At 50.3% G+C, this 21,756-nt stretch carries 13 protein-coding genes; 5 read left to right on the top strand and 8 right to left on the bottom strand.

The window, feature by feature from the left end; genetic code table 11:
* The first annotated feature begins 36 nt into the window (after nucleotides 1-36).
* Complete coding sequence (locus BMW93_RS00615) at nucleotides 37-438, top strand: helix-turn-helix domain-containing protein (protein ID WP_229240116.1); 402 nt, start codon at nucleotides 37-39, stop codon at nucleotides 436-438.
* Here the strand turns inward: BMW93_RS00615 and BMW93_RS00610 are convergent.
* The 3 genes from BMW93_RS00610 to BMW93_RS00600 form a co-directional block, all read right to left on the bottom strand.
* On the bottom strand, nucleotides 420-1,058 hold the full coding sequence (locus tag BMW93_RS00610; protein WP_090373261.1) for a response regulator transcription factor: 639 nt from the start codon (nucleotides 1,056-1,058) through the stop codon (nucleotides 420-422). The genes BMW93_RS00615 and BMW93_RS00610 overlap by 19 nt on opposite strands.
* A 345-nt stretch (nucleotides 1,059-1,403) precedes the next feature.
* On the bottom strand, nucleotides 1,404-2,624 hold the full coding sequence (locus BMW93_RS00605; protein ID WP_090373260.1) for a sensor histidine kinase: 1,221 nt from the start codon (nucleotides 2,622-2,624) through the stop codon (nucleotides 1,404-1,406).
* A 6-nt stretch (nucleotides 2,625-2,630) separates the two neighbouring features.
* A complete protein-coding gene (locus tag BMW93_RS00600; RefSeq protein ID WP_090373259.1) occupies nucleotides 2,631-3,425 on the bottom strand; it encodes a LytTR family DNA-binding domain-containing protein in 795 nt (264 codons plus the stop codon).
* Nucleotides 3,426-4,424: 999 nt separating this feature from the next.
* Between BMW93_RS00600 and BMW93_RS00595 the strand changes: the two genes are divergently transcribed.
* The gene (locus BMW93_RS00595) at nucleotides 4,425-10,403 is read left to right on the top strand and encodes an SBBP repeat-containing protein (protein ID WP_090373258.1); all 5,979 of its coding nucleotides are present in this window, start codon (nucleotides 4,425-4,427) and stop codon (nucleotides 10,401-10,403) included.
* 135 nt (nucleotides 10,404-10,538) lie between these two features.
* Nucleotides 10,539-11,801, top strand: a complete 1,263-nt coding sequence (locus BMW93_RS00590; protein ID WP_090373257.1) for a YdcF family protein — start codon at nucleotides 10,539-10,541, stop codon at nucleotides 11,799-11,801.
* 2 nt (nucleotides 11,802-11,803) lie between these two features.
* Here BMW93_RS00590 and BMW93_RS00585 read toward each other — a convergent pair whose 3' ends face one another.
* Both BMW93_RS00585 and BMW93_RS00580 read right to left on the bottom strand, forming a co-directional pair.
* Nucleotides 11,804-14,248 carry a TonB-dependent receptor domain-containing protein gene (locus BMW93_RS00585; RefSeq protein WP_090373256.1) on the bottom strand — a complete coding sequence of 815 codons (2,445 nt, stop codon included), beginning with the start codon at nucleotides 14,246-14,248 and terminating at the stop codon, nucleotides 11,804-11,806.
* 73 nt (nucleotides 14,249-14,321) lie between these two features.
* Nucleotides 14,322-15,479, bottom strand: a complete 1,158-nt coding sequence (locus BMW93_RS00580; RefSeq protein WP_090373255.1) for a PepSY domain-containing protein — start codon at nucleotides 15,477-15,479, stop codon at nucleotides 14,322-14,324.
* Nucleotides 15,480-15,665: 186 nt separating this feature from the next.
* Between BMW93_RS00580 and BMW93_RS00575 the strand changes: the two genes are divergently transcribed.
* The gene (locus BMW93_RS00575; protein ID WP_090373254.1) at nucleotides 15,666-16,589 is read left to right on the top strand and encodes an Rpn family recombination-promoting nuclease/putative transposase; all 924 of its coding nucleotides are present in this window, start codon (nucleotides 15,666-15,668) and stop codon (nucleotides 16,587-16,589) included.
* Between the two features lie 7 nt (nucleotides 16,590-16,596).
* On the opposite strand, the gene BMW93_RS00570 is transcribed toward BMW93_RS00575, so the two are convergent.
* From BMW93_RS00570 to BMW93_RS00560, 3 genes are all read right to left on the bottom strand, one after another.
* Nucleotides 16,597-17,823, bottom strand: a complete 1,227-nt coding sequence (locus tag BMW93_RS00570; RefSeq protein ID WP_090373253.1) for a DUF4374 domain-containing protein — start codon at nucleotides 17,821-17,823, stop codon at nucleotides 16,597-16,599.
* 8 nt (nucleotides 17,824-17,831) lie between these two features.
* Nucleotides 17,832-18,503, bottom strand: a complete 672-nt coding sequence (locus BMW93_RS00565; RefSeq protein ID WP_090373252.1) for a hypothetical protein — start codon at nucleotides 18,501-18,503, stop codon at nucleotides 17,832-17,834.
* 86 nt (nucleotides 18,504-18,589) lie between these two features.
* Nucleotides 18,590-19,129, bottom strand: coding sequence for an RNA polymerase sigma-70 factor (locus BMW93_RS00560; RefSeq protein ID WP_090373251.1), 540 nt, complete (start codon nucleotides 19,127-19,129; stop codon nucleotides 18,590-18,592).
* 217 nt (nucleotides 19,130-19,346) lie between these two features.
* On the opposite strand from BMW93_RS00560, the gene BMW93_RS00555 reads away from it, so the two are divergent.
* The gene (locus tag BMW93_RS00555; RefSeq protein ID WP_090373250.1) at nucleotides 19,347-21,722 is read left to right on the top strand and encodes a TonB-dependent receptor; all 2,376 of its coding nucleotides are present in this window, start codon (nucleotides 19,347-19,349) and stop codon (nucleotides 21,720-21,722) included.
* Nucleotides 21,723-21,756 lie beyond the last annotated feature (34 nt).

The raw sequence follows: 21,756 nt of genomic DNA, 5'->3' as shown, positions 1-21,756 counted from the left end.
TCGGTAACCGAAAAATTATTCGGTATTGAGTAAATTGTGCGATACAAAAGAACTCGGACCAACTCACTCATCGACGCCATGTACCAGCGGAAAACACCGGAAGACCTCGAATGCGGCATTACCATTGCCATGAAAGTTTTCGGCGCAAAATGGAAACCCTGCCTGCTCGACGCCATCCAGCGCGGGTTTCGACGGCCCAGCGAAATGCACCGGGAAATCAAAGGTGCCACGCCGCGCGTGCTCGATATGCAGCTGCGCGAGCTGGAAGCCGGCGGCATCGTGGAAAAATGCCAGTCCGCCGGCTTTCCACTCTATACGGAATACACGCTCACAGACATCGGCCGGAGCATTATGCCCGTAATCGATCGGATGAACGAATGGGGATTACAGTACAAGGAACACGCGGCCGAGGAAAACCTTCAATCCATATCCTTGTAATGCCGCACCTTCTGGAACATCTCGATGAGCGTGGCCACCTGAAGTTTTTCGAATAGCCGCGCTTTGTAGGTACTTACCGAGCTTTCGGTCAAATCCAGTTTCGATGCGATTTCCTTGATCCAGAACCCGTCGATCAGCATGTCCATGATCGTGATTTCACGGGCGGAGAGGTCAAGGAGCGGGTTGTCGGGCCGGTAATTATGCTTGTCGAGCTGGTTGAGCAGTTCGACTTTGATCCTTGGGCTCACATACCTGCCCGTTTCCGCGACCGACAAAATGGCCGCGCGGAGCTCTTCGGTCGCCGTGTTTTTGGAAACAAAACCATTCGCGCCCGAGCGCAGGTAATGGATACCGTAAATCCGCTCCTCGATGGCTGAAAAGACCAGGATGGAAACGTTTTTCTGGACGGCCCGCATTGCCCCGATCATTTCAAATCCCTGTCCCTCAGGAATCTGAACATCCAGGATGACAAGGTCCTGTGGTTGCATGGCTAGTTCCGACAAGGCAGCATTAAAAGATGCGGCTTCGTGAATTACCGCGGCCCTGTATAAATCCTGAACGAGTATTTTTGTGGCAAGTCTGATAATCTGATAATCTTCGACAATTAAAATGTTTTTCATCCGGACATTTTGAAATTAAAAGAAATTCAATTTGCTGTGGAGGTCCAGAGAATAAATGAGTAAGTATGAACATTGTTTGATGCTCTTTTCAAAAATCTTTGGATAGCTGAGGGGTAAGTTTTATACCGCATTTAAACGGGTGTTTCAATATCAAAAGGAAATTCTGAAAATAAAAGTAAAATAACTTCTAATAAATTAATTTGACAAAAATTGTCTTCTTGCTCCTCAATTTGTTAACCACTTCCAGCTGGTGGTCCAAGTAATTGAGACGTAACCTGTTTGGTAATGCAAATCACCCGCAAGCCTGACGCTCGCGCATATACGGACGGGGGAAATCGGGGGATGTCAGGAGCTGAAATACTGGACCACATTCGCCGCGTCCAGTTCCAGTTCGAGGTCGACGCTGAACTCGGATTCGGTCTGCTGCACCGACAGCCGGTGTTTATCGGGGTAAAGTAGTTGGAGGCGCTTCGAGGTATTGCTCAATCCAAAGCCGCCCACCCGCTCTTCCCGGGGCCTCGGGTTCTGTCGCGTGTGCTGGGGGATGTTGTTCTTTATTTTAAAATACAATGTGTTTTGATCCAGTACAATAGAAAGGTTTACATAAGACGCATATTTGCTTTTGGCGGTGCCATGCTTGAATGCATTTTCGACGAACGAAACCAGCAGAAGGGGGGCAATAAGATATTCCTCCGGGTTGCCTGTCAATTGGTAATCGATCGTTACTTTGTCGGAAAAGCGGGCGCGTTCCAGGTCAAGGTAATTTTCAATGTAGCTGATTTCCCGGGCCAATATTACAATTTCCTTGCTCGATTCATAAAGGCTGTACCGCATCAGGTCGGACAATTTAAGGACGAGATCGGCTGCCTGTTCGTCGACATCCACCGTTTTGGTATAGATCGCATTTAGGGTATTGAAAAGGAAATGCGGATTGATCTGCGATTTAAGAAAACTGAGTTCGAGGTTCAGGTTATTTTTTTGTAATTGTAAACTTTGGGTTTGCAGGTTCAGGTTTACTTTTTCGAGTTGGAGTCGTTCCATTTCCAACTGCATATTTTTGGTCCGCGAATTAATAATGTCGCGCATTACCTTGATAGCCAGAAGGGGAGTGATGTAGTACAGGCTCCACGCGTAGTCGGTGTAGGCGATATCGAAGTCCGTGAAACAGCTGGTCCATTTACTGCGCTCCTTGAAAAAATCCCATAATTTGGTCACGTAGCCGGGGTTATCTCTCGCCCCGTTTGTGATCGACGCCAGGTACCGGAATTCACAATAATTTGTGATATGTACCAGAAGGAACATGATAACCAGACTAATAATGAGCGGGATTATTTTTCGGGTATATAAAAAACGGGGAAAGACCCCATATCCAAGTACATAGAAAACCAATACAGATTGGAGAAACACCGCCGCGGAAGCATGCCAAATGACGGGCAGGTTATCCTTCGTAAGGGCTGGAATGCTGTAATAACGTGCTACGCACCAGAGCGCTATCCAGGCCAGTAAATGATAAATAATCCTGGTTATTTTTGCCCTTTTTTCAGATGGAATAGGATAGAAACCCATAACCTGTCAGATTCTGTTCTTCTGTAATGCGGCGAGTACATTGGCACGATAAGTTACCCCGATCGGGATTTTACGCCCGCTGTTCGTGGTAATCTCATTTCCTTCAATTTCCCGTATCACTTTTTTATTGACGATATAAGAGCGGTTTACCCTCAGAAACTGTGCAGAAGGCAATGCTTCTTCGATTTTCGCCATCGTCATATGAATAACCGCAACACGGTCCGACCAATATAATTTCAGGTAATCGCGCATGCCTTCAATGAAGTGTATTTCACTGGGTGCTACTTTAATGAGTTTTTTATTTTCTTTTAATAATAGAAAGTCATTTCCGGCACCGGAAAATTCCGTATCCGGCGCTTGTTCCTGCGGTTTTTTCGTCGATGAAACGATTTCCACCAGCGGCTTGGAAATACCCGGCGAATGTTTCTGAAAACGTATGCCGTCGACCTTGTTGACGGCCTTTAAGAACCTTTCGAATGAGACGGGTTTGAGGAGGTAGTCCGTGAGCTCGTGCTCGTAACCTTCCAGCGCGTAGGAAGGATCGGCTGTGATCATGATCATGGCCGGGCGGGTTGCAGGAAGGAGCTTTAACAGTTCAAATCCCGTCATTTCAGGCATTTCAATGTCCAGAAACACGATATCGGGCTTCAAATCCCTGATCAGGAAGAGGGCATCGGTAGCGGTCTCGGCAACACCGGCCAGTTCGAGAAAGGGAACTTTCTGCACATATTTTTCAATCAATCGGCGTGCATCAGCCTCATCGTCTACTATTATACACCGCAACCTGCCGGGAGACAACATACTCTGACCTTAACTACTGTACTAAATTTCATTCGTCTGCAATAATATAGGTATTGGTCGAAATAAATGCATAATTCGGCGAAATTATTTTAGTTCGACAGCTATTTAAGATTACTTTAAACCCGTTAAGGAATGAACGCATTGTGAAAGGATAAAAGAAGCTATTGGCCATGATAAAAAGACATACCGAAATTGCATTGAAAGGGGGGAGAAATGGACGCCTTGCTCAGTTTCATATAAACTACGATTATACTTCATTTACAAACATAGCCGGTAACCCGGCCTTGCCCGGTTTGATTTTAAAGGAATTAAACAGGTAACTTCCTGCTTCCAGGTACTCCCGGCCATTGAATATGTTGTTTGATTTGGATTTAAGCTCGAAAAACGCAATTTTTATCTGAGAAAACAACGATCCGGGCTTGTACTGGAAAACGATAACTTTTATAAGTAAAATGGGTGCTTAAAAATTGAAAAGCTCCTGGCATTTTGCCAGGGGCTTTTTTGTTTGGAATTACGCCAATGCCAATCAATTAATTGATTCACTTTGATCATTGGACAGAAATATTTTTGTAGCTGAATATTGACAAACTAATACGCAAGAGGAAGCGGGTAATTCAGTTGCCGTAGCAATGCTTCGGTATGCCCGTTGCGAAGGCCATAGCCGGCATCGTGCCCTGCGCCGCTTATCCGGGAGACAGGCCCCCCGATCCGGACATTTAGCTAATCTTGCGTATATACACATGCGTGTACGTTCGCATGCGGGCATATAGCGAGAATTCCACTTTTTTCAATGCAATTTATTTGTAGATATATTTCTAGGTTAACCATCCCGCACCTCTATAAGCACTTTTTTGCACTACTTCTATCTTTCAGCCGAAATACATCATAAACTCTCTCTACATAGTTTGTTGAACACGGCTGACCCATTTCCGCAAAGCTACGAGCTCCACCCAGGCAGCCAGATCCTCCTGTACTTTGTTTCACTTAAACCTATATTCAATGACTAAATCAGTACTTACCAGAATTCTGGCCATGGGGCTTTTGCTGCTCAGTGTAGCGACGGCCCGTGCGCAGGACATCGGCCTGCAATGGGCTAAAGGATTTATCGAAACGACGGTTGCCGGCGAGGCCCGTGTGTATGCTATCGATACGGATATCAGCAAGAACGTCTACATTACCGGTGATTTTATCGGTACGATCGATCTTAACCCCGGCACCGCGACTGCAAATGTTACCTCCGCCGGGGGCTGGGATGCATTCGTGGTGAAACTAGACCGGTTTGGCAATTACATCTGGGGAAAGAAGTTTGGCTCAACCAGTACCGATACCGGCCACGGAATCTTTGTCGATCCATCCGGTAATGTATTTACGACTGGCTATATCACCGGTACTGTGGATATGAACCCGGGCGCGGCAGTCAACAACCTGGCTACCAATGCAGGCTCGCCGGACGGATATATCCTTAAACTGGATACCAACGGAAATTATGTGTGGGCACAACGCATGGGCGGGCCCGGGACGGAGTACTCCTTTAATGTTAAAACCGATCCAACCGGCAATGTGATCGTTACCGGATTTATTAATGTGGGCGGACCTGCAACATTCGGAGGACTTTCAGTGACCTCCGCAGGCGGAAACGATGCATTTGTCGCCAAGCTGAGTGCAGCCGGTGTGTATCAATGGGTAAGGCGTTTGGGCGGAGCAGGCGATGATATGGCCTGGGGACTCGATATCGATGCAGCGGGAAATATCTATGTTTCAGGTCCGTCGGATGGCGGAACTACCGGTATGGCTGCACTGGGTGTAGGAGGATATGTCCTCAAATTGAACACGGCGGGAGTAACGCAGTGGTCTCATTTAGATGCAGATAGCGATTGGTATAGAAGCCTTAGCCTTGACAGCCAGGGAAATATGTATATGGGTAGCGGTTCAAGCGTACTCGCAGATGTGACATTGGTGAAGCTTAACAGTGCCGGGGTAAGGCAGTGGGGCGTGAAAGTAGGGCGCACGCTGAATTACGTCGATGTAGGACCCGACGACCATGTCTATGTCAGCGGGCCTTTCAGCACTGAGATCACAGTTGGCAGTTTCTCATTAACTCCCAAAGGCCTTGCGGATATCCTGGTCGCCGAATTCGATCCTAACGGCCAGGCGATCTGGGCTAAAAGCGTGGGAGGGACCGGAAGTGAAACCATTGGATGGGTGACTGCGAAACATCCGGGAGAAGTCCTCGTCGGTGGTTTTTTCCAGGCAACTGCGGATTTTGACCCGAGTGATTGTACGCAAAATCTGATTTCGAAACAGACTGCGGGCAATGCGAATGACGCTTACAGCGGATTTGCCCTCAAGCTAACGAAAGATCCTCTTCCGGATGACTTTGCCGTCAATACCTCCGGCATTGCTCCTTTAACGCAAACTGCCTGTAACCTCGGTATTCCTGACATCATTACGGGTAATGCGGTAGGTATCACCGCGCCAGCCAACTTTACAACCACAATAGGCTACCAATGGCAGAAAGCCACCAGCCCGACTGGCCCCTGGACGGATATTGAAGGCGAGGTTTTTAAAGACCTGCAACCGCTTTCATCGAATGAAACATTGTATTACAAACGCCTGATCCGTGCCCGCACCACATTCTGTACGTTTCAGACCGTTGGCGAATCCGCTGTCGCGACCGTTACTGTTGGTCCCAATGCGGCGCCTTCGGCCAATGCTGACGGCCCGCAATGGTATGTTTGCGGCGCGGGTGCTAACACAGTTGCCCTTAACGGCTCAGCCACCGGCGGTACGCCTTCATTTACCTATCAGTGGTATCAGGGCAGTTCCAATGGCGGAACGCTCGTAGGGAGCGCTGCTAACTATACCACGGCTGCGGTAACCGTTTCTACTACTTACACTTTGAAAGTAACCGATGCGAATGGCTGTGTGGATACAGACCAGGTAACGATCGTTCCGGCAGTAGCTAATGCAGGCGCGAACGCCTCATTCTGCGCGGGAAGCGGCGGGGTTCAGATCGGTTCGGCTCCCATTGCCAGTGCTTCGGTACAATATGCCTGGACACGTATTTCCGGAAGCGCGATCGGAACGCTGAGCTGTACCAGTTGTGCACAGCCCATTGCAAACCCCACAGCTGCGACCGTATACCGACTTACCGTAACAACTACAAGGAAAGACGGCTCCACCTGTTTTACAACAGATGATATTACGGTGACGCCCGTGGCGGCGCCGGGCGGCATTGCGAATTACGCCGGTGCCGACCGCACGATTTGTATTAACTCCAATGTCCTGCTGGGTAATATCAATGATGCTACTTACGCGTACACCTGGACTTCCGGCCAGTTTTTGAACGATCCGGATATCGCACGGCCTACGTTTACCGCAGGCTCATCAGGTATCGATCCCTGTTCGATTACTTATACCGTAACGGCTATCAAGAGCGGTTGCAGCTTCGTGGACGAGGTGAAGGTTTCTGTTTTGAATTCGGAAACATCCGACAGCGGCGATACTGAATGCGGCCCGCGCTGGGTGACGCACGAAGGCTTCCCGAACTGCCCGCAGGCCGTGTACACGTGGAGCGTGGTGAGTGGTAACGGAGTAGTGCTCAACACCCGCAACGGGGGAGAAGATGCTTACCTGAAAAGTAATGTGGGCACGACTAAATTCCGTCGTACCGTTACGTTGAATGGCGTTTCCTGCTCTTCGGATGTGGATATTATCGTTTGCGGTGGTAATTGCGATGTGGAAATCGAAACGATCTCTTCCCAGGGATGCCCTAAAAACTTCGGCGGCGAACAGCTGCGCCTGGCTCCGAAGAACATCAATACCACCGACTGGAATTACCGTTGGAGCCCTGCCAACCTGGTCGATAACCCGACTGCGAGGGAGGTAAAAGTATTGACGAGCAGCCCGGCGACGATTACTTTGACAATCACCAACAAGTACGACGCTACCAGAACCTGCTCGGAGTCGATTGATATCAACCCTGCGGGATGGTCGAAACCGAACATCGATATTCCAAACAAGACCATTTGCTACAATAGCCCAATGTCAGTGGGTACCGCACTGGGAGCAGGTTTTGCCTACACCTGGACACCGTCGACAGGCCTGAGCAGCGCTTCGATCAACAATCCGCAGGCTACATTGATAGCCGATCAGGAATATGTGGTTGAAATCCTCGAAACTGCTTCGGGTTGTAAAACCATCGACACCGTAAAAGTAGCTGTGGCACAAGTTATCGCCGCGGCGGGCTTCGACCGCACGGTTTGTAATGGTTCCACTGTCACTTTGGGTAGTCCTAAACCCGCCGGTGTGAACTGGATTTACGCTTGGGAGCCGGCAGGCGCGGCGTGGACGAACGGCACCAATGCGTCGTCGCCCCAGCCACAGGTGGAATATGCTTCTACCAGCAGCCAGACCTTCTCTTTAACCGTAACAGATCCGGTATCGGGCTGCTCGGCTACCGACGAGGTTACTTTGAATAATACATTGACTCCGGGCGAATACACCGGAAGCGCGGTGACCATTTGCGAAGGAGAAGAAGTACAGCTTGGCCGTGCGCCGGAAGCGACCGCAACCTACACCTGGACGGGCGTGGGACTGAGCTGCTATAATTGCTCGAACCCCGTAGCTACCCCAACTACTACCACGACCTACACGCTGCAAATCAGTTATCCGGGCTGCTCGGCGCCGATGATCGACCAGGTAACCGTAACGGTGAACGAGATTCCCAAGCCGCCATTGGCCGACGTGGTTCAATGTACGGCGGGAGCTGTGGCCATCGGTTTCGGGGCATCGGGAAATCCTGCCGCGCCTGCCGGAGCAACTTACCTCTGGTCGCCTGCGGCTGGTTTGAGCAGCGCTACCGCCGCTAACCCAACGGCAAATGTGAGCGTACGCACAACCTATTCGGTAACGGTAACTCTTGCCAGCGGATGTATTTACACCGACGAACTCGACGTGATCCCGACAGCGGGTGCGGGCAGCGATGCATCGATATGCTCCGGTGAATCAACACAAATAGGCACTCCTGCATTGGACGGCGCGACCTATGCATGGTCGGGCGTTGGTATCGTCGGTTCGTCGACTGTGGCGCAACCGATCGTAAAGCCTACGGTTACCACAACTTACACCGTAGCCGTAACCCTCGCAGGCTGTACCCGCAACGATCAGGTGATTGTGACCGTGAACTCTCCGGCTGCATTCAATATCGCAGGTAATACCACCATTTGTGAAGGCGGAAGCACGGTATTGAGCCTCGTGGGCGCGCCTGCGGCCAACACTACCTGGCAGTGGAGCCCGTCGGCGGGTGTCGAAAATCCTACCGAAACGACTACCAATGTGGTAGCGGCAGGAAACACGACTTACCGTTTGACACAAACCAACCTTACGACAGGTTGCAGCAATTTCAAAGAAGTGGTGGTAGTTGTAAAACCGAATACCATCGCCGCGACGGCAACGCCACTTGATATCTGTGACGGTACCACTACCGCATTGCCATTGAATGTGACTTCCGGTGGCAGCTATCAATACGTATGGAGCCCGTCGACAGGCCTTTCGAATGCATTTATCGCCAACCCGACTGTTACTACCGGCGTGAGCCGCACTTACAGCGTGACCATTACCGATAATGTTTCGCATTGTCAGCTTACGCGGTCGGTTCCGGTAACTGTGAAATCGGCCGAGCTGTGTTTGCCGCCGGTAAATTTGAGTGGTAATGTGTTCCACGATGGCAATTCTATGACCGATATTACGGTGAACAGCACTTCGGCGGTTCCGGTACCGACCGGCCTGTACGTGTCGCTCATCGATTCACTCGGTAACATCGTGAAAACTGTTCCTGTGGCATCGAATGGCTCGTATGATTTCGGACCAACCAACCCGGGTGAATACAGCATTGTGCTACACCAGAACCCGGCCGGTTCGGAAACGCCAGGTCTGCCGGCAGGCTGGATCAGCACCGGCGAGAATCTGGGCTCAGGACCGGGCAGCGACGACGACGTGAACGGAATCCTGAACGGAGTGTTTGTCGGAAACAGCAATGTGACCAACGCCAATTTCGGGGTACAACAACCGCCATCGAGCGACCCGAAAGATTACAAGATCGACCAGCCGCAACCTGGCACGGAAATAGCGCTGAACGGCAGCCACACCAGCACGGGCACCGGTACCAGCTCGCCTAACCAGCTTACCGGTAACGACCCTGAGGACGGCCCGCTACATGGTGGTGGCAAAGATAAGACGGTGATCATTACGACATTGCCTGATCACGGTGAGCTGTGGTACAATGGTGTTTTGGTTAAAACAGGCCAGATCGTCGACAACTACGACCCCGCATTGCTCGTCATCAAGCTGACAGGCACCGGTTATTCGAGTGTACAATTTGAATATGCATTCCAGGACGAATCGGGTGAAGTATCGCCGCCTTCTACTTACAAGATCAACTGGGGCGATCCGCTGCCGGTGACGCTCATCAGTTTCAATGTAAAAGAAGAAGGTAAAACGGCATTGCTTTACTGGCAAACAGCCGCTGAAACGAACAGTGACCGGTTCGAGATCGAGCGCAGCACGAATGGCAAGAAGTGGGACCGCATTGGCACAGTTCAGTCGCAAGGTGAAAGCGCTGTCTTGGAAAACTATTCGTTCAAGGACAATCGTCCGATGGACGGAGATAACTTCTACCGCCTCAAAATGATCGATAAGGACTTGTCGTTCACATACAGCGGCATCCGTTCGGCAAGCTTTGAGGGCGGATTGCTTCTGGCGCTATACCCTAATCCTGTGAAGGACGTGCTGACGGTCGATACCGATCACAGCACTGTGAAATCGATCACCGTAACGAGCAAAGCGGGCGTGGTGGTTTACAAAGGGGCTGCTGGCAGGACGATCGACGTGAAGCAGTTCGCGGCGGGCATGTATGTGGTGTCGGTAACTTACCACGACGGCTCTGTGAAGTACCAGAAGTTTGCATTAGTGAAATAGTATTAGATCGAAGCACACACTAGAACCGGGTCCGGACGTAACGTCCGGGCCTTTTTTGTTTCTTAACTTTCGGGTAACGATCCCGTCAAACGGATTCGCTTAGTTTGCAGGCCTTTTCATACTCCTTTTACAGCTATGACTAAACCTTTGACCTTTTTTGCTTTAATGCTCCTTACCCTGAGTGGTTTTGCCCAAACCAATCGTGCCCCGAAACAGGACTATCAACTGATTACCGGCAAGTCAATCATCCAGTCCAAAAACTGGTATTTGCTCACATTGTTCGAATCGCTTCCAGAAGTAAAATCTTTGCTGGAAAAGGACAGCGAGCTGGCAGCCATGGCTGGTTTGAAATACAAAAACCTGGAAACATCGGTGAAGGAATGCAAGAACGATTTTCTTTGCTATACCGGAAAAATGAAGTTTTCCGCCGAAGAAATCAATGCGATAGGAGCGAGGCTCGAAGCGCTTTACAGTGAGAACAATGCATTGGGAAAGTTGGTAAAACAACACCTGATTCCTTCCGGAACTTACATTTTAATTAAAGAAGATAGTGAAAAAGCATTGCTGCGGAAGGCTTGGGAGCAGGATGCGAAAGGTGTTAACCACACTATTGAAGTCTATGCCGAAGGTAAAAGGCCTAATTATCCCGCCATCGACTCCATTGAATTTAAAACTACCTCGAAAAGTTACCCCGTGCTCGTTTACGACGTGACCGAAACCGTGCGTCAGGAAAAGAAAAGTACGAACCTGTTTTTCGCCCCATCCATGCATTACGCGCTTCAATTCCTCGAAGTAAATGAGCGGAGCGAGGCGGCAGACTACGAACCGATGGTTTCGACGGTGAATAAAGCGGCTTTCGAGCGTGTGAAGAAAATCGATTGGAACAAATTCAAATACACGATTATCCTCGTTCCCGGCGCAGGCCCCGATACCTATGACCGCGCATTGAGCGAGGGCGGGATGCTGCGTTGCCGCGTGGCCGCATTGCGGTATTTCGAAGGACTGGCGCCATACATTGTCGTGTCCGGAGGCCGTGTGCACCCTTTCAAGACAAAGTACAGCGAGGCATTTGAAATGAAGAAGTTTTTGATGGAAACGCTGAAAGTACCCGAAAACGCGATCATCATGGACCCTCACGCGCGCCACACGACTACGAACATGCGTAATGGCGTGCGGTTGCTTTACCGCTACGGAATGCCGGTGGAGAAGCCCTGCCTCGTTTCGACCATGCGTTCGCAAAGCTATTCCATTTCGAGCGATGCTTTTGTGAACCGCTGCATGCGGGAAATCAACCACGTTCCTTACAAGTTGGGTAAGCGGCTCAGCGAGACAGATGTGGAGTTTTATCCGGTGCTGGATGCATTGCACATCGATGCCGACGAGCCGCTCGATCCCTAGTATTAACCGCCTTGTTTGACGTTTTTCAGGTCGTCGTTACTGATCTTCCGGCCCGAGCCTTGCTTGAATAGCCCGCCGAACTCCCAGTTGAGCGAGAGTTTTACCGAGCGCATCAGGTATTGGTTACGCGTGATCGAATAGAACTCCGGCGAACTTACCACCTCTTTTTGCGGGCGATAGGCACCGAAGGGGCTTACCGTCGTGAGCGTGATCGTGAGCTTGCGTGCGGGAAGCTCTTTTTTGGCTGAAAAACTGTAATACAACCACGCACCTTCGAAGCCTTGCAGCTCGATGCTGCGGGCGTCGTAGTCGCCGTATGCCTGGACACTGTAATTGTTGGGCAGTTTCAGGCTCGTATTGAGATTGAGTCCCCAAGCCATTCCCTTATTGTCGATCCCGAGCGCGCCGCTTTTGTAACGTGCCTGACGAATGTTGGCGTTGCTATTGATCTTCCAGTCGGGCAATAGCGAGAAGGACGTCGAGAAGTTGATACCGTATTGCGCGTTCGAGGCGAGGTTTTGCTTGGTAGTAGTGGCCACCCCTTCCGCATCCATCGTGACAATGCTTTCGATGGAATTATTGGTTTTTCTGCCAAATGCCGAGATGTTCAGAAACAGGTCGGAATTCGTCTGCAACGCATAGGTAAACTCCACCTGGTTCACTTCCTCCGGTTTCAGCGACGGGTTACCGACGACGATATTCTTCGGGTCCTGGCTGTCACGGTTGGGGTTGAGATCCCAGATCGACGGCCGCGAAATGCGTTTCGTGTAGCTTAATGTGAGGTTGTTGTTCGCATCGAGCTTCTTGAAAATCGTTGCGCTGGGCACGAAATTCCAGAAGTTGCTCGTGAAATGTACGCCGGCATCACGCTGGTCGCCTTCGAGGAAAGTGCCTTCCATGCGTGCGCCTGCGTGCAGGGCCCAGCCGCTGCTCCATTTGAATTTGAGCTGGCTGTAAGCCGCGAGCACATCCTGGCGGTAATCGAAGCGGTCGGTGCGGGACGGGATGATACTTAGGTTATCGGGTGTGCCGTTTTCGCTGGCCTGCACTTGATAATCGCTGCTCACATTACGCAATATCGCCTTCACACCACTTTCTAATGCATGCCTGCCCGACGGCGTGAGTGGCAGAATGTAATCGCCCTGGAACGTCCATTCGCGATTATGAGTAGTGTTATCATTGATTTCGCGGTAAATGAGGAACTGCTCATCGTCACGCTGGATAGCATTGTAGTTGAAGTCGTCGATCGAGCGGTTGTGTTGTGCCATTAAGTACAGTTCTTCGCCCGGTTTCCTGAATTTTTTGGTATAACCCAAATTCAGGTCGATGCCTTTGTTGGGCGCTTTGGTTTTGACGGACTGGAAAAACTGGTCGATTACTTGTCCGTCAGGCGTGAGTCGGCTATTGTGCTGCTCGCTGTTCTGCGGCCAGTTGCCGAGCCAGCCATTCACGGAAAAGTTGAAGACATTGGTGCTGTCGGCCAGGTATTCGATCTGCACATCGCCCGAGCTGTGCGGTTTGGCATTGTCGCGCACGATCTCCTGCCGCACTTTGCCGGTTTCTACGCCGTTTTCAAAGGTAGTACGATCGACGTTCGACAATTCTTTGTTTCGGAACCTGTGTAAATGCAGCGTGGAGCTGATATTCCACTTATCGCGGTTCACGGCAACGCGCGGGTTAATGGCCTGTTCCAGGTTCCCACCCACTACCTCGATGGTGCCGCTTGTGCTCTGGTTGCCTTTTTTAGTGATAATATTGATAACCCCTGCTGCACCTTCGGCATCGTAACGTGCAGAGGGGCTGGTGATCACTTCCACGGATTTGATCGATCCCGCGGGCATCATATTCAATGCGTCCGCTGCATTGCGGGCCATCTGGCCGGAGTACTTTCCGTTGATTAGAATCCGCAGGTTGGAATTCCCGCGCATGGTTACATTGCCTGCGGCATCTACATTCAGAATGGGTGCTTTGCGGAGCACATCCGCTGCCGTTCCACCGATATTGCTGATGTCCTTTTCCGCATTGTAAATGAGCATGCCGGGTTGTTGCTCCACCAGTTGTTTCATGCCCGTAACCGTCACGGCGTCCAGCTGTTTTACGTCCGAAATCAGTTTTATTGTCCCAAAATCATAAGGACTGGCGGATGTGATCGTAAATGCGAGACGCTTCTGGCGGTAACCAACAAATGAGAGGTTCAGGAAATAAGAGCCCGTTTTGATGTCTGTGGATTTGAAATAACCATTCTCATCGGAATAAGTAAGCGCGATGACCTGCTGCTGGTCATCGAGAATGCTGATCGTGGCAAATTCAATGGCTTTGGAAGAAGCAGAGTCAATGAGCGTCCCTTTGATCAGGTAGCCCGGCAACGTTTGTGAAAAGCTGGTTTGACCGATCAGCAGGCTAATCAGAAAAGGAAGGAGGAAACGGAAACTGTATTGAAACTTCATGTTCGTGAAAGCGCATCCCGGAGCGGCAGCGCGGGAAATTTAGGGGTTGATGAAATGCATTCGAATGTAAATATCAGGCTTTGCCGGTAGAAACCGAAAATTGGGACGTGGTTGACAATGTTTTGCTCCGCTTTTTGGTTTTCGCCTTCTTGCCCCACCAGATGTAAAAGCCGGTAATGGGCAGACTGGTACAGATCAGGCTGGCAATAAAAAACAGGATTTTAGTAGGCATTCCACCCACTGCGCCTACATGCATGGCATAATTGGTGCGGCGGAGCCACTGGGCCATGTCCAGCGTGGAGATCTGCGGCTGGCTCGCGGGCAGCTCTTCCAGTGTGTGTTGATCGAGGTATACATAGCGCCAGGAGCCATTATGCATATCGGTGCAGAGATCGATCGGTTCGGAAGTCTTTTCGGGAAAGGAAACGATGATGGCTTCCTTATTCAGCACCCCGATTTCGGTAACGCCCTTCCGCCATGCCGCGTCGACTTTCGCCAGGCTCGCAAGTGGCAGGTTTTGCGTGGTATCTGAAAACGCCCGCTCGTAACGGGGAGCTTCCTGCCCGCCGGAAACCATCCAGTAGAAACTTTTATTAAACCATTGAAAACCCATAATCAGGCCGGTAATGGTCAATATCAATGCAATGGTGAGCGAATAGAAGCCGAGCACATTATGCAGATCGTAATTGACACGCTTGAACTTCGCCCGCCATTTGATTTTCAATGCCTTGTCCCGTTCCGGTTTCGACCACTTTTTGGGCCACCAAAGCACCATGCCGGTGATGAGCAGGATGAAGAATATCAGCGTAGCATAGCTGACGATCCCGGTCCCGAGTTTTCCTTCGATCCAGAGGCTGGTGTGGCCGTCGAGGATAAAGTGGAAGAAGTCCTCATGATCGACCATCGCCACTACTTCCGCGGTGTATGGATTGACGTACACCAGCGAGTCCGAATTGAGGCTAAAATGGGCGGTCTGGCCTTCGCCATGGTACCATACGCTGTGGATTTCCTTTTCAGGCAACGCTTGTTTGACCGATTTCCAGAGTGCCGACGGCGGCAACATCGCCTTGTTCTCCGGGTTCGGGGCGCGGAGGTGCTTCATGGTCAGCACTTCCAGCTCACTTTCAAAGACGAGAATGCAGCCGGTAAAGCCAACTATAATTACCACAATTCCGGACGCAAGTCCCAGCCACAAATGCAGCCATGCATTGATTTTTTTGAGAATGTTCATGGAATACCAACTCTTATTTCGCCAGGTTTTGTAAAGGAGGATTTCTCTCTTTTGAAATGAGTAGCCCAATCGCCCGTTTACCGAAGGCCGTTTGGTAAAAAATGGCTACTGTATGATCATTGTGTAGGGAGAGTGGGTATGCTTTCATATAAATTCGGAGGCTAAGAACCTCCGTCAGGACACACTATGAAAATACATGAAATCCCTTACGGACGATTCATCGATCCGCTTTCAGACTTCGGCTTCAAACGGATTTTCGGTTCGGAAGCCAGTAAGGACATCTTGATCGATTTTTTGAATGTGCTTTTCGCCGGAGAAAGACATATCGCAGATCTGACATTCAACCAAAATGAAAACAGCGGCCAGATTTCGATATTCCGTAAGGCTATTTTCGACTTATGTTGCACGGGAGCAGACGGGGAGCAATTCATTATCGAAGTGCAGCGCGTCAGACAGGAATATTTTAAAGACCGGTGCCTGTACTATTCAGCCTCGCTGATCCGCGATCAGGTGGAGGCAGGTGCAGCGAACTGGAAATATGACCTTAAACCGGTGTATTTGATTGGTTTGATGGATTTTTGTTTTGAAGATTCGGCTGATGACGATTACCTGCACGAAATCAGGTTAATCAAGAGGAGCAACGGGCAGGTCTTTTATGATAAATTTGGCCTGACATTCATCGAAATGCCTCGTTTTGCGAAGCGGGAATCGGAACTCGTGACCGAGCTGGACAGGTGGCTGTATTTGTTGAAGAATTTGAGTAAATTGGATAATGTTCCGGCAGTCTTGAAAGAGCCTGTTTATGATAAAGTTTTCAGAATAGCGGAAGTTTGTAACCTAAATCAGCAAGAAAAGATGGCGTGGGATGCATATTTGAAAGTGAAATGGGATAATGAGAATTCCGACGAGTACGCGAAAAAGGTAGCGATGCGGGAGGGGAGAGAGGAGGGGATGAAGGAGGGGATTGAGGAAGGAATCAGGGAAGGGAGAGAGGAAGGCCGCGAAGAAGGAAAGTTGGAAATTGTAAGAAATATGAAAGCGAAAGGCTTTGATATTGAGACAATCTCGGAGATCACGGGCCTTACTCGGGAAGAAATCAGGAACGCGTAGCGGCGCACTATTCCGTCAGCCGCTCTAACCGCAAAATATATTCAGTATCATCACTGAATTTCAATCCCTTTTTCAAAGAACCGGTCTCCGGGTCGAGGAGCCATACGTAGCACCCCTCATTTCCCGAATTAACGGTAATGTATACCTTTCCTTTCTCAACCAGCACACATTGGCGCGAGGTTCCCTTGTCGAGAGGCAATGGCAGGCGGTGGGCTGTCTGCTTTTCGAGGTCGAGCAGGTAAAAATCGAAATGGGGAACTTTGTAATGGTCCTTCATGCCGGTGTAAAGCCCTTTGCGTTCGGTTCTGACGATGGCTTTGCCGTTTCCGACATACCAAAATCCGTAGCCGTGGTTCTTAATAGGGGACGCCGAGATATTGAAGAAATAATCCGGGTCGATTTCTTCCTGAGACTTTTTAATGCGGAATATGCCGGTAGGCTTTTCCGGATAATTTCCTGACGCTATTCCCGGACAGGCGATGAAATAGAAATCACCCTTTTCGGTCACGAATGAATGACTTTGCCGCGTATTCACACCGCCCGGATAAACGGAGCGGGTGTCTTTGAGTGTTTTCAGCGGTGTCAGCTGTGGGTAGTCGAGGATGGCTGTATAAATGGTGTCGCCCGTGGTATAATTGTCGAGGGTGTAGGTATGGTAGCAGTAGCCGATGTACAATTTGTTTTCGAGAAACTGCGAAAAGCCGATGGACAGCCAGTTATAGTTGCCGAACGGCGTGGGAATGGGCACCGTGCCCTGGGTAATGCTGAGGTTGCGGACATCGATTTTGACATAACGAACTTTCCTTGCGTCCTCGTCGTAGCCGAGGATCATCAACGAATCGCGCGATAACCAGTTATAGTTTTCTACCGACGAAAACCCCGTAATAGCAACGGACGTATCCCTCACAAATTCGTCGTTGACAATCTTGTATCGCACAAACGAACTTCTCCGGCGATCAATGCTGTAATACCGGCCCTCGCGCACGATCAGCTCGTAGTAAAGCGGCGCCGGTACGACCAGCGCACCCGATTTTTCAGGATTTATTTCACCAGAAGCGAGCGAATCGGTTTGAAGGATGTATTCTTTGCCATTTTTCATCATGGCATAGATGCTGTATTTCTTTTGGGTATCGGGCTGTTTTTCACCGGATTTCTCCCGGCAACCCGGTAGCAGAACAACGGAAAGCAACACGAAAATGACGAAGTGGATAACACTCCGGTAACGATGTATCATGAGTTAGGTCAGATATTGAACTGATGCATGAGTTGCTTGAAAACGAGCGGCGGAAGGCTTGCCATAGCCCCTTCCTCGACGACAATTACTTCGCCCGTCTGCGCATTGCCACCATAGTTAAGCGCAATATAGTTTTGCCCTTTTTTAAGCGAAACCTTCTCCCTGTTCTGGGCAGGATTGGCACAAGTACCTTGAAAAGTGAGTTCGATATCTTCCTTGGGGTTGATCAGCACGGCCCCGCAGAAATCCATAATACCGGTTTTACTGTTAATGGCTACATTGCTTTTCGGTGCAATGGATAGGGTAAATTCCTTCTCGTGAAGCGCCTTGTTCTCTGTGCCGGAGATATTGTTGAGTGCAATGACTTCCTGCGTGGCGGATTCATGTTTCAAACTGTAAAGTACAGATCCCAGTAGGGCGAGCAGGCAAGCCGCAACAGCCGGCTTCCAAAGTGAACGCACGATCACGGGCCTGGCTTTGGGAGTTTCAGCCGAAGAGGGGAGTACAGCCGCGATTTCGTTCCACATTTCGGATTGCAATGCCAATTTTTCATCGGGCAAGCTCCATTCCACGGTCTCGTCGGCATCGTCGCTCAGCAGCCATCCCTCCACCGCAGCCTTTTCCTCGTCGGTACAGCGGCCATGATGGTATTTTTCAATAAGTTCTTTACTGATCTTCATTCAAGTACTCCACAGTTCTGTTGGTGATGCTTCCTGAAAGTAAAAGTAGCATAAATTGAGTTTAGCCGTAAGCCGCACCGGCGATTCTAGTGCATATATTCAGTGAGGTTGGCGCGGAGTGTCGAGAGCGCCCTGGTAATGTGGTACTCTACGGCCCGCTCGGAGATCAGCAGTGCTGAGGCGATTTCCTTGTTGCTAAGGCCCTCTTCACGGCTCATTTTGTAGACGCGCCGGCATTGGCACGGCAGCGTGTCGACCAGGTCGTCGACTTTGCTTTTGAGGTTGTTATAGAGAATGTCGTTTTCGGTGCAATGCGTGCGGTCGCAGTAGTCTGCAAATGCGATCTCATTGTGTTCCTTCCGGGATTTCGTATTTCGGAGGTATTCGAAAACCTTGAATTTGGCGGAACGGAGCAGGTAACGCTCTACGGAAGTGGTAATTTCCAGCTCGTCCTTCCGTTCCCAAAGCGATTTGAAGATTTCCTGCACCATTCCTTTCGCAGGCTCCGGGTCGCGGACGGTGTTGTAGCACACCGCATACACCTTCTCCCAATGGGCTAGATAGATCTGCTTGAAAGACGTTTCGTCTATCCGGAAAGGAGCGTTATCGGTAGTATTGGCAGTCATGCAATCGTGGGCGCGAGCGGAATCGATGAGGCAAATATAATCCTTTGTTTATAATAAGTCCAAATAAGTTTGATGGTGCGCCTCGGGGAATGCCGTCAACGATTCCCCGAACCCTGCCACCGCTTCACCCTGAAATCCGTACGGTTGGCCGCCCCCGGTATTTCAAACACAAGGTGTTATGGAGAGTTTTGATGCATCAATTCATAAAATTTAGCCAATGAAAGCATTACTATTAGCCATGACATTTCTTTTCGCTGCCAACCTCTACGCACAGGAAGGCACGCAGACAATCCGCGGGAATGTCCGCGACGAAGTTTCAAAATCGCCGGTGATCGGGGCGTCGATTCTGCTGATCCGGGAGGCCGGGGCAAGCCCCGTCGGTGCGATAACTGATATTCGGGGTGATTTCAGCATTGACGGCGTACCGATGGGACGTCAGTCATTTCAGATTACGATGGTAGGGTATGAGCCGCAGCGACTGTCCAATATTGTGGTGACGGCTGGTAAAGAGGTTGTTTTGAATGTAACCCTGACCGAATCGGTGCAGAATCTCGACGAAGTGGTAGTGACGGCCGATCGCAAGAACGACAAGACCAAAACCAATAACGAACTATCGCTGGTAAGCGGGCGGTCGTTCAATGTGGACGATACCAAGCGGTATGCCGGTGCGCTGGGCGATCCGTCGCGGATGGCGGCTAACTTTGCGGGGGTGGTGTCGGGCGACGATTCACGGAATGACATCGTAGTCCGCGGAAACTCGCCGTCGGGCACATTATGGCAGCTGGAAGGCCTGAATATCCCCAATCCTAACCATTTCGGCTCGTTCGCGGCCACTGGTGGGCCGGTGAGCATGCTGAACAACAACGTCCTCGGTAAATCCGACTTTCTTACCGGCGCCTTTCCGGCTCAGTACGGTAATGCCCTCGCGGCGGTATTTGACTTGCAACTCCGCGAAGGCAATAATCAGAAACATGAACTGATGGGGCAGGTAGGCTTCAACGGTTTTGAACTGGGTGCCGAAGGACCGTTTTCCAAAAATTCCAAGGCGTCGTTCCTTTTGAATTACCGCTATTCCACGCTCGGACTCTTCAAAGCGCTTGGTTTGCAGTTCGGAACCGGTACAGCCATTCCCGATTACCAGGACCTGAACTTCAAAGTAGCCGTGCCGACTGGTACCAAGGGGAAACTGACGCTGTTTGGCATAACCGGCAGCAGCGACGTGAATTTCCTCGGCAATGAGGTGGATACGACGCTCAGCAATATGTACGGCACCGAAAACACGAATATGCGTGTGAAATACGGTACCCACATTTTCGGATTGGCCTATGAACACAATCTTACTCCCAAAACTTTCGCGAAACTGACATTAGGCATGAGCACCACGCGCGAGCGGTTCAGCGGGGACTCCATCAGCAATCCGGCGCGAGAGGCTTTTCTGAGCGGCGAAGCGAAATACAATACTTCCAAATATTCGGCGGTGTTGAATGTAAGGCATAAAATGAATGCAAAAAGCAGTCTCTACGGAGGTGTAACGGTGGATTTGCTCGACTTCGATTTATACAGCCGCTCGCTTTACCAGGGCGGGAAGATCGACACCATCCGCGCCAATGTGAGTGGAGAGAAAACAGTGCTCACGCAGGCGTATGCGCAATGGAAATATCGTGTTACGCAGGAATTGATCTTTACAACCGGCCTTCATTTTCAGCATTATAATTTGAATAATCATGTGGCTGTCGAGCCTCGGGCAGGGTTGCAGTATGCATTCGGCAAAGGGCAATCGGTAAGTGTCGGCTACGGCTTGAATAGTCAGGCGCAGAATATTTACACCTATTTTGTACAAACGCCAGGCGAGTCGGGGCCGGTGCGGACGAACAAGGACCTGGGTTTTACCAAAAGCCACCACTTTGTGCTGAGCTATCAGAACCGGTTGACTGAAAACCTGTTGTTGAAAATCGAGCCATATTATCAGCATTTGCTCGACGTGCCGGTTGAGCGGCGGGCGTCTACCTATTCCGCATTGAATATGGGCGCCTCTTTCGGTCCGTCGGATCGCGATAGCCTGGTGAACCAGGGCTCTGGCCGCAATATGGGCGTCGAGCTTACTTTGGAAAGGTATTTTAACAAAGGCTACTATTTCCTCTTCACGACTTCATTGTTCGATTCGAAATATAAAGGCAGCGATAAAGTGGAGCGCAATACCGCCTTCAACACCAAATATGTACTGAATGTGCTCGGAGGGAAAGAGTTCCGGTTTGGTGCCAGCAACATTCTGAGCGCCAATATCAAGACGTCGCTCGTAGGTGGCAAATACATCACGCCGCTTAACCTGGGCGCGTCGCGGGTGCGAGGCGCGGCTGTTTACGACGAAAACCGTGCTTACTCGCTCCGACAAAGTGCCTATTTCAGGACGGATATCCGCTTTTCCTACCGCCGCGAAATGCGCCGGAGCACTATGGAGTTTTCGATGGACTTGCAGAACGTAACCGCCCGCAAAAACATTTTTCAGCAAACCTATAACCCGCGGACCAACGAGCTCGTAAACCAATACCAACAGCCGTTTTTCCCGGTACCTTATTTCAGGTACACATTTTAATTGAAATTTGGCGGGTAAACGATTAGTTTGACCG

Source organism: Dyadobacter sp. SG02 (genome assembly GCF_900109045.1).
In the GTDB taxonomy this organism is placed as follows: Bacteria; Bacteroidota; Bacteroidia; order Cytophagales; family Spirosomataceae; genus Dyadobacter.
Note: the sequence above shows the minus strand (reverse complement) of the source record. Positions and strands in the feature narration are given on the sequence as shown.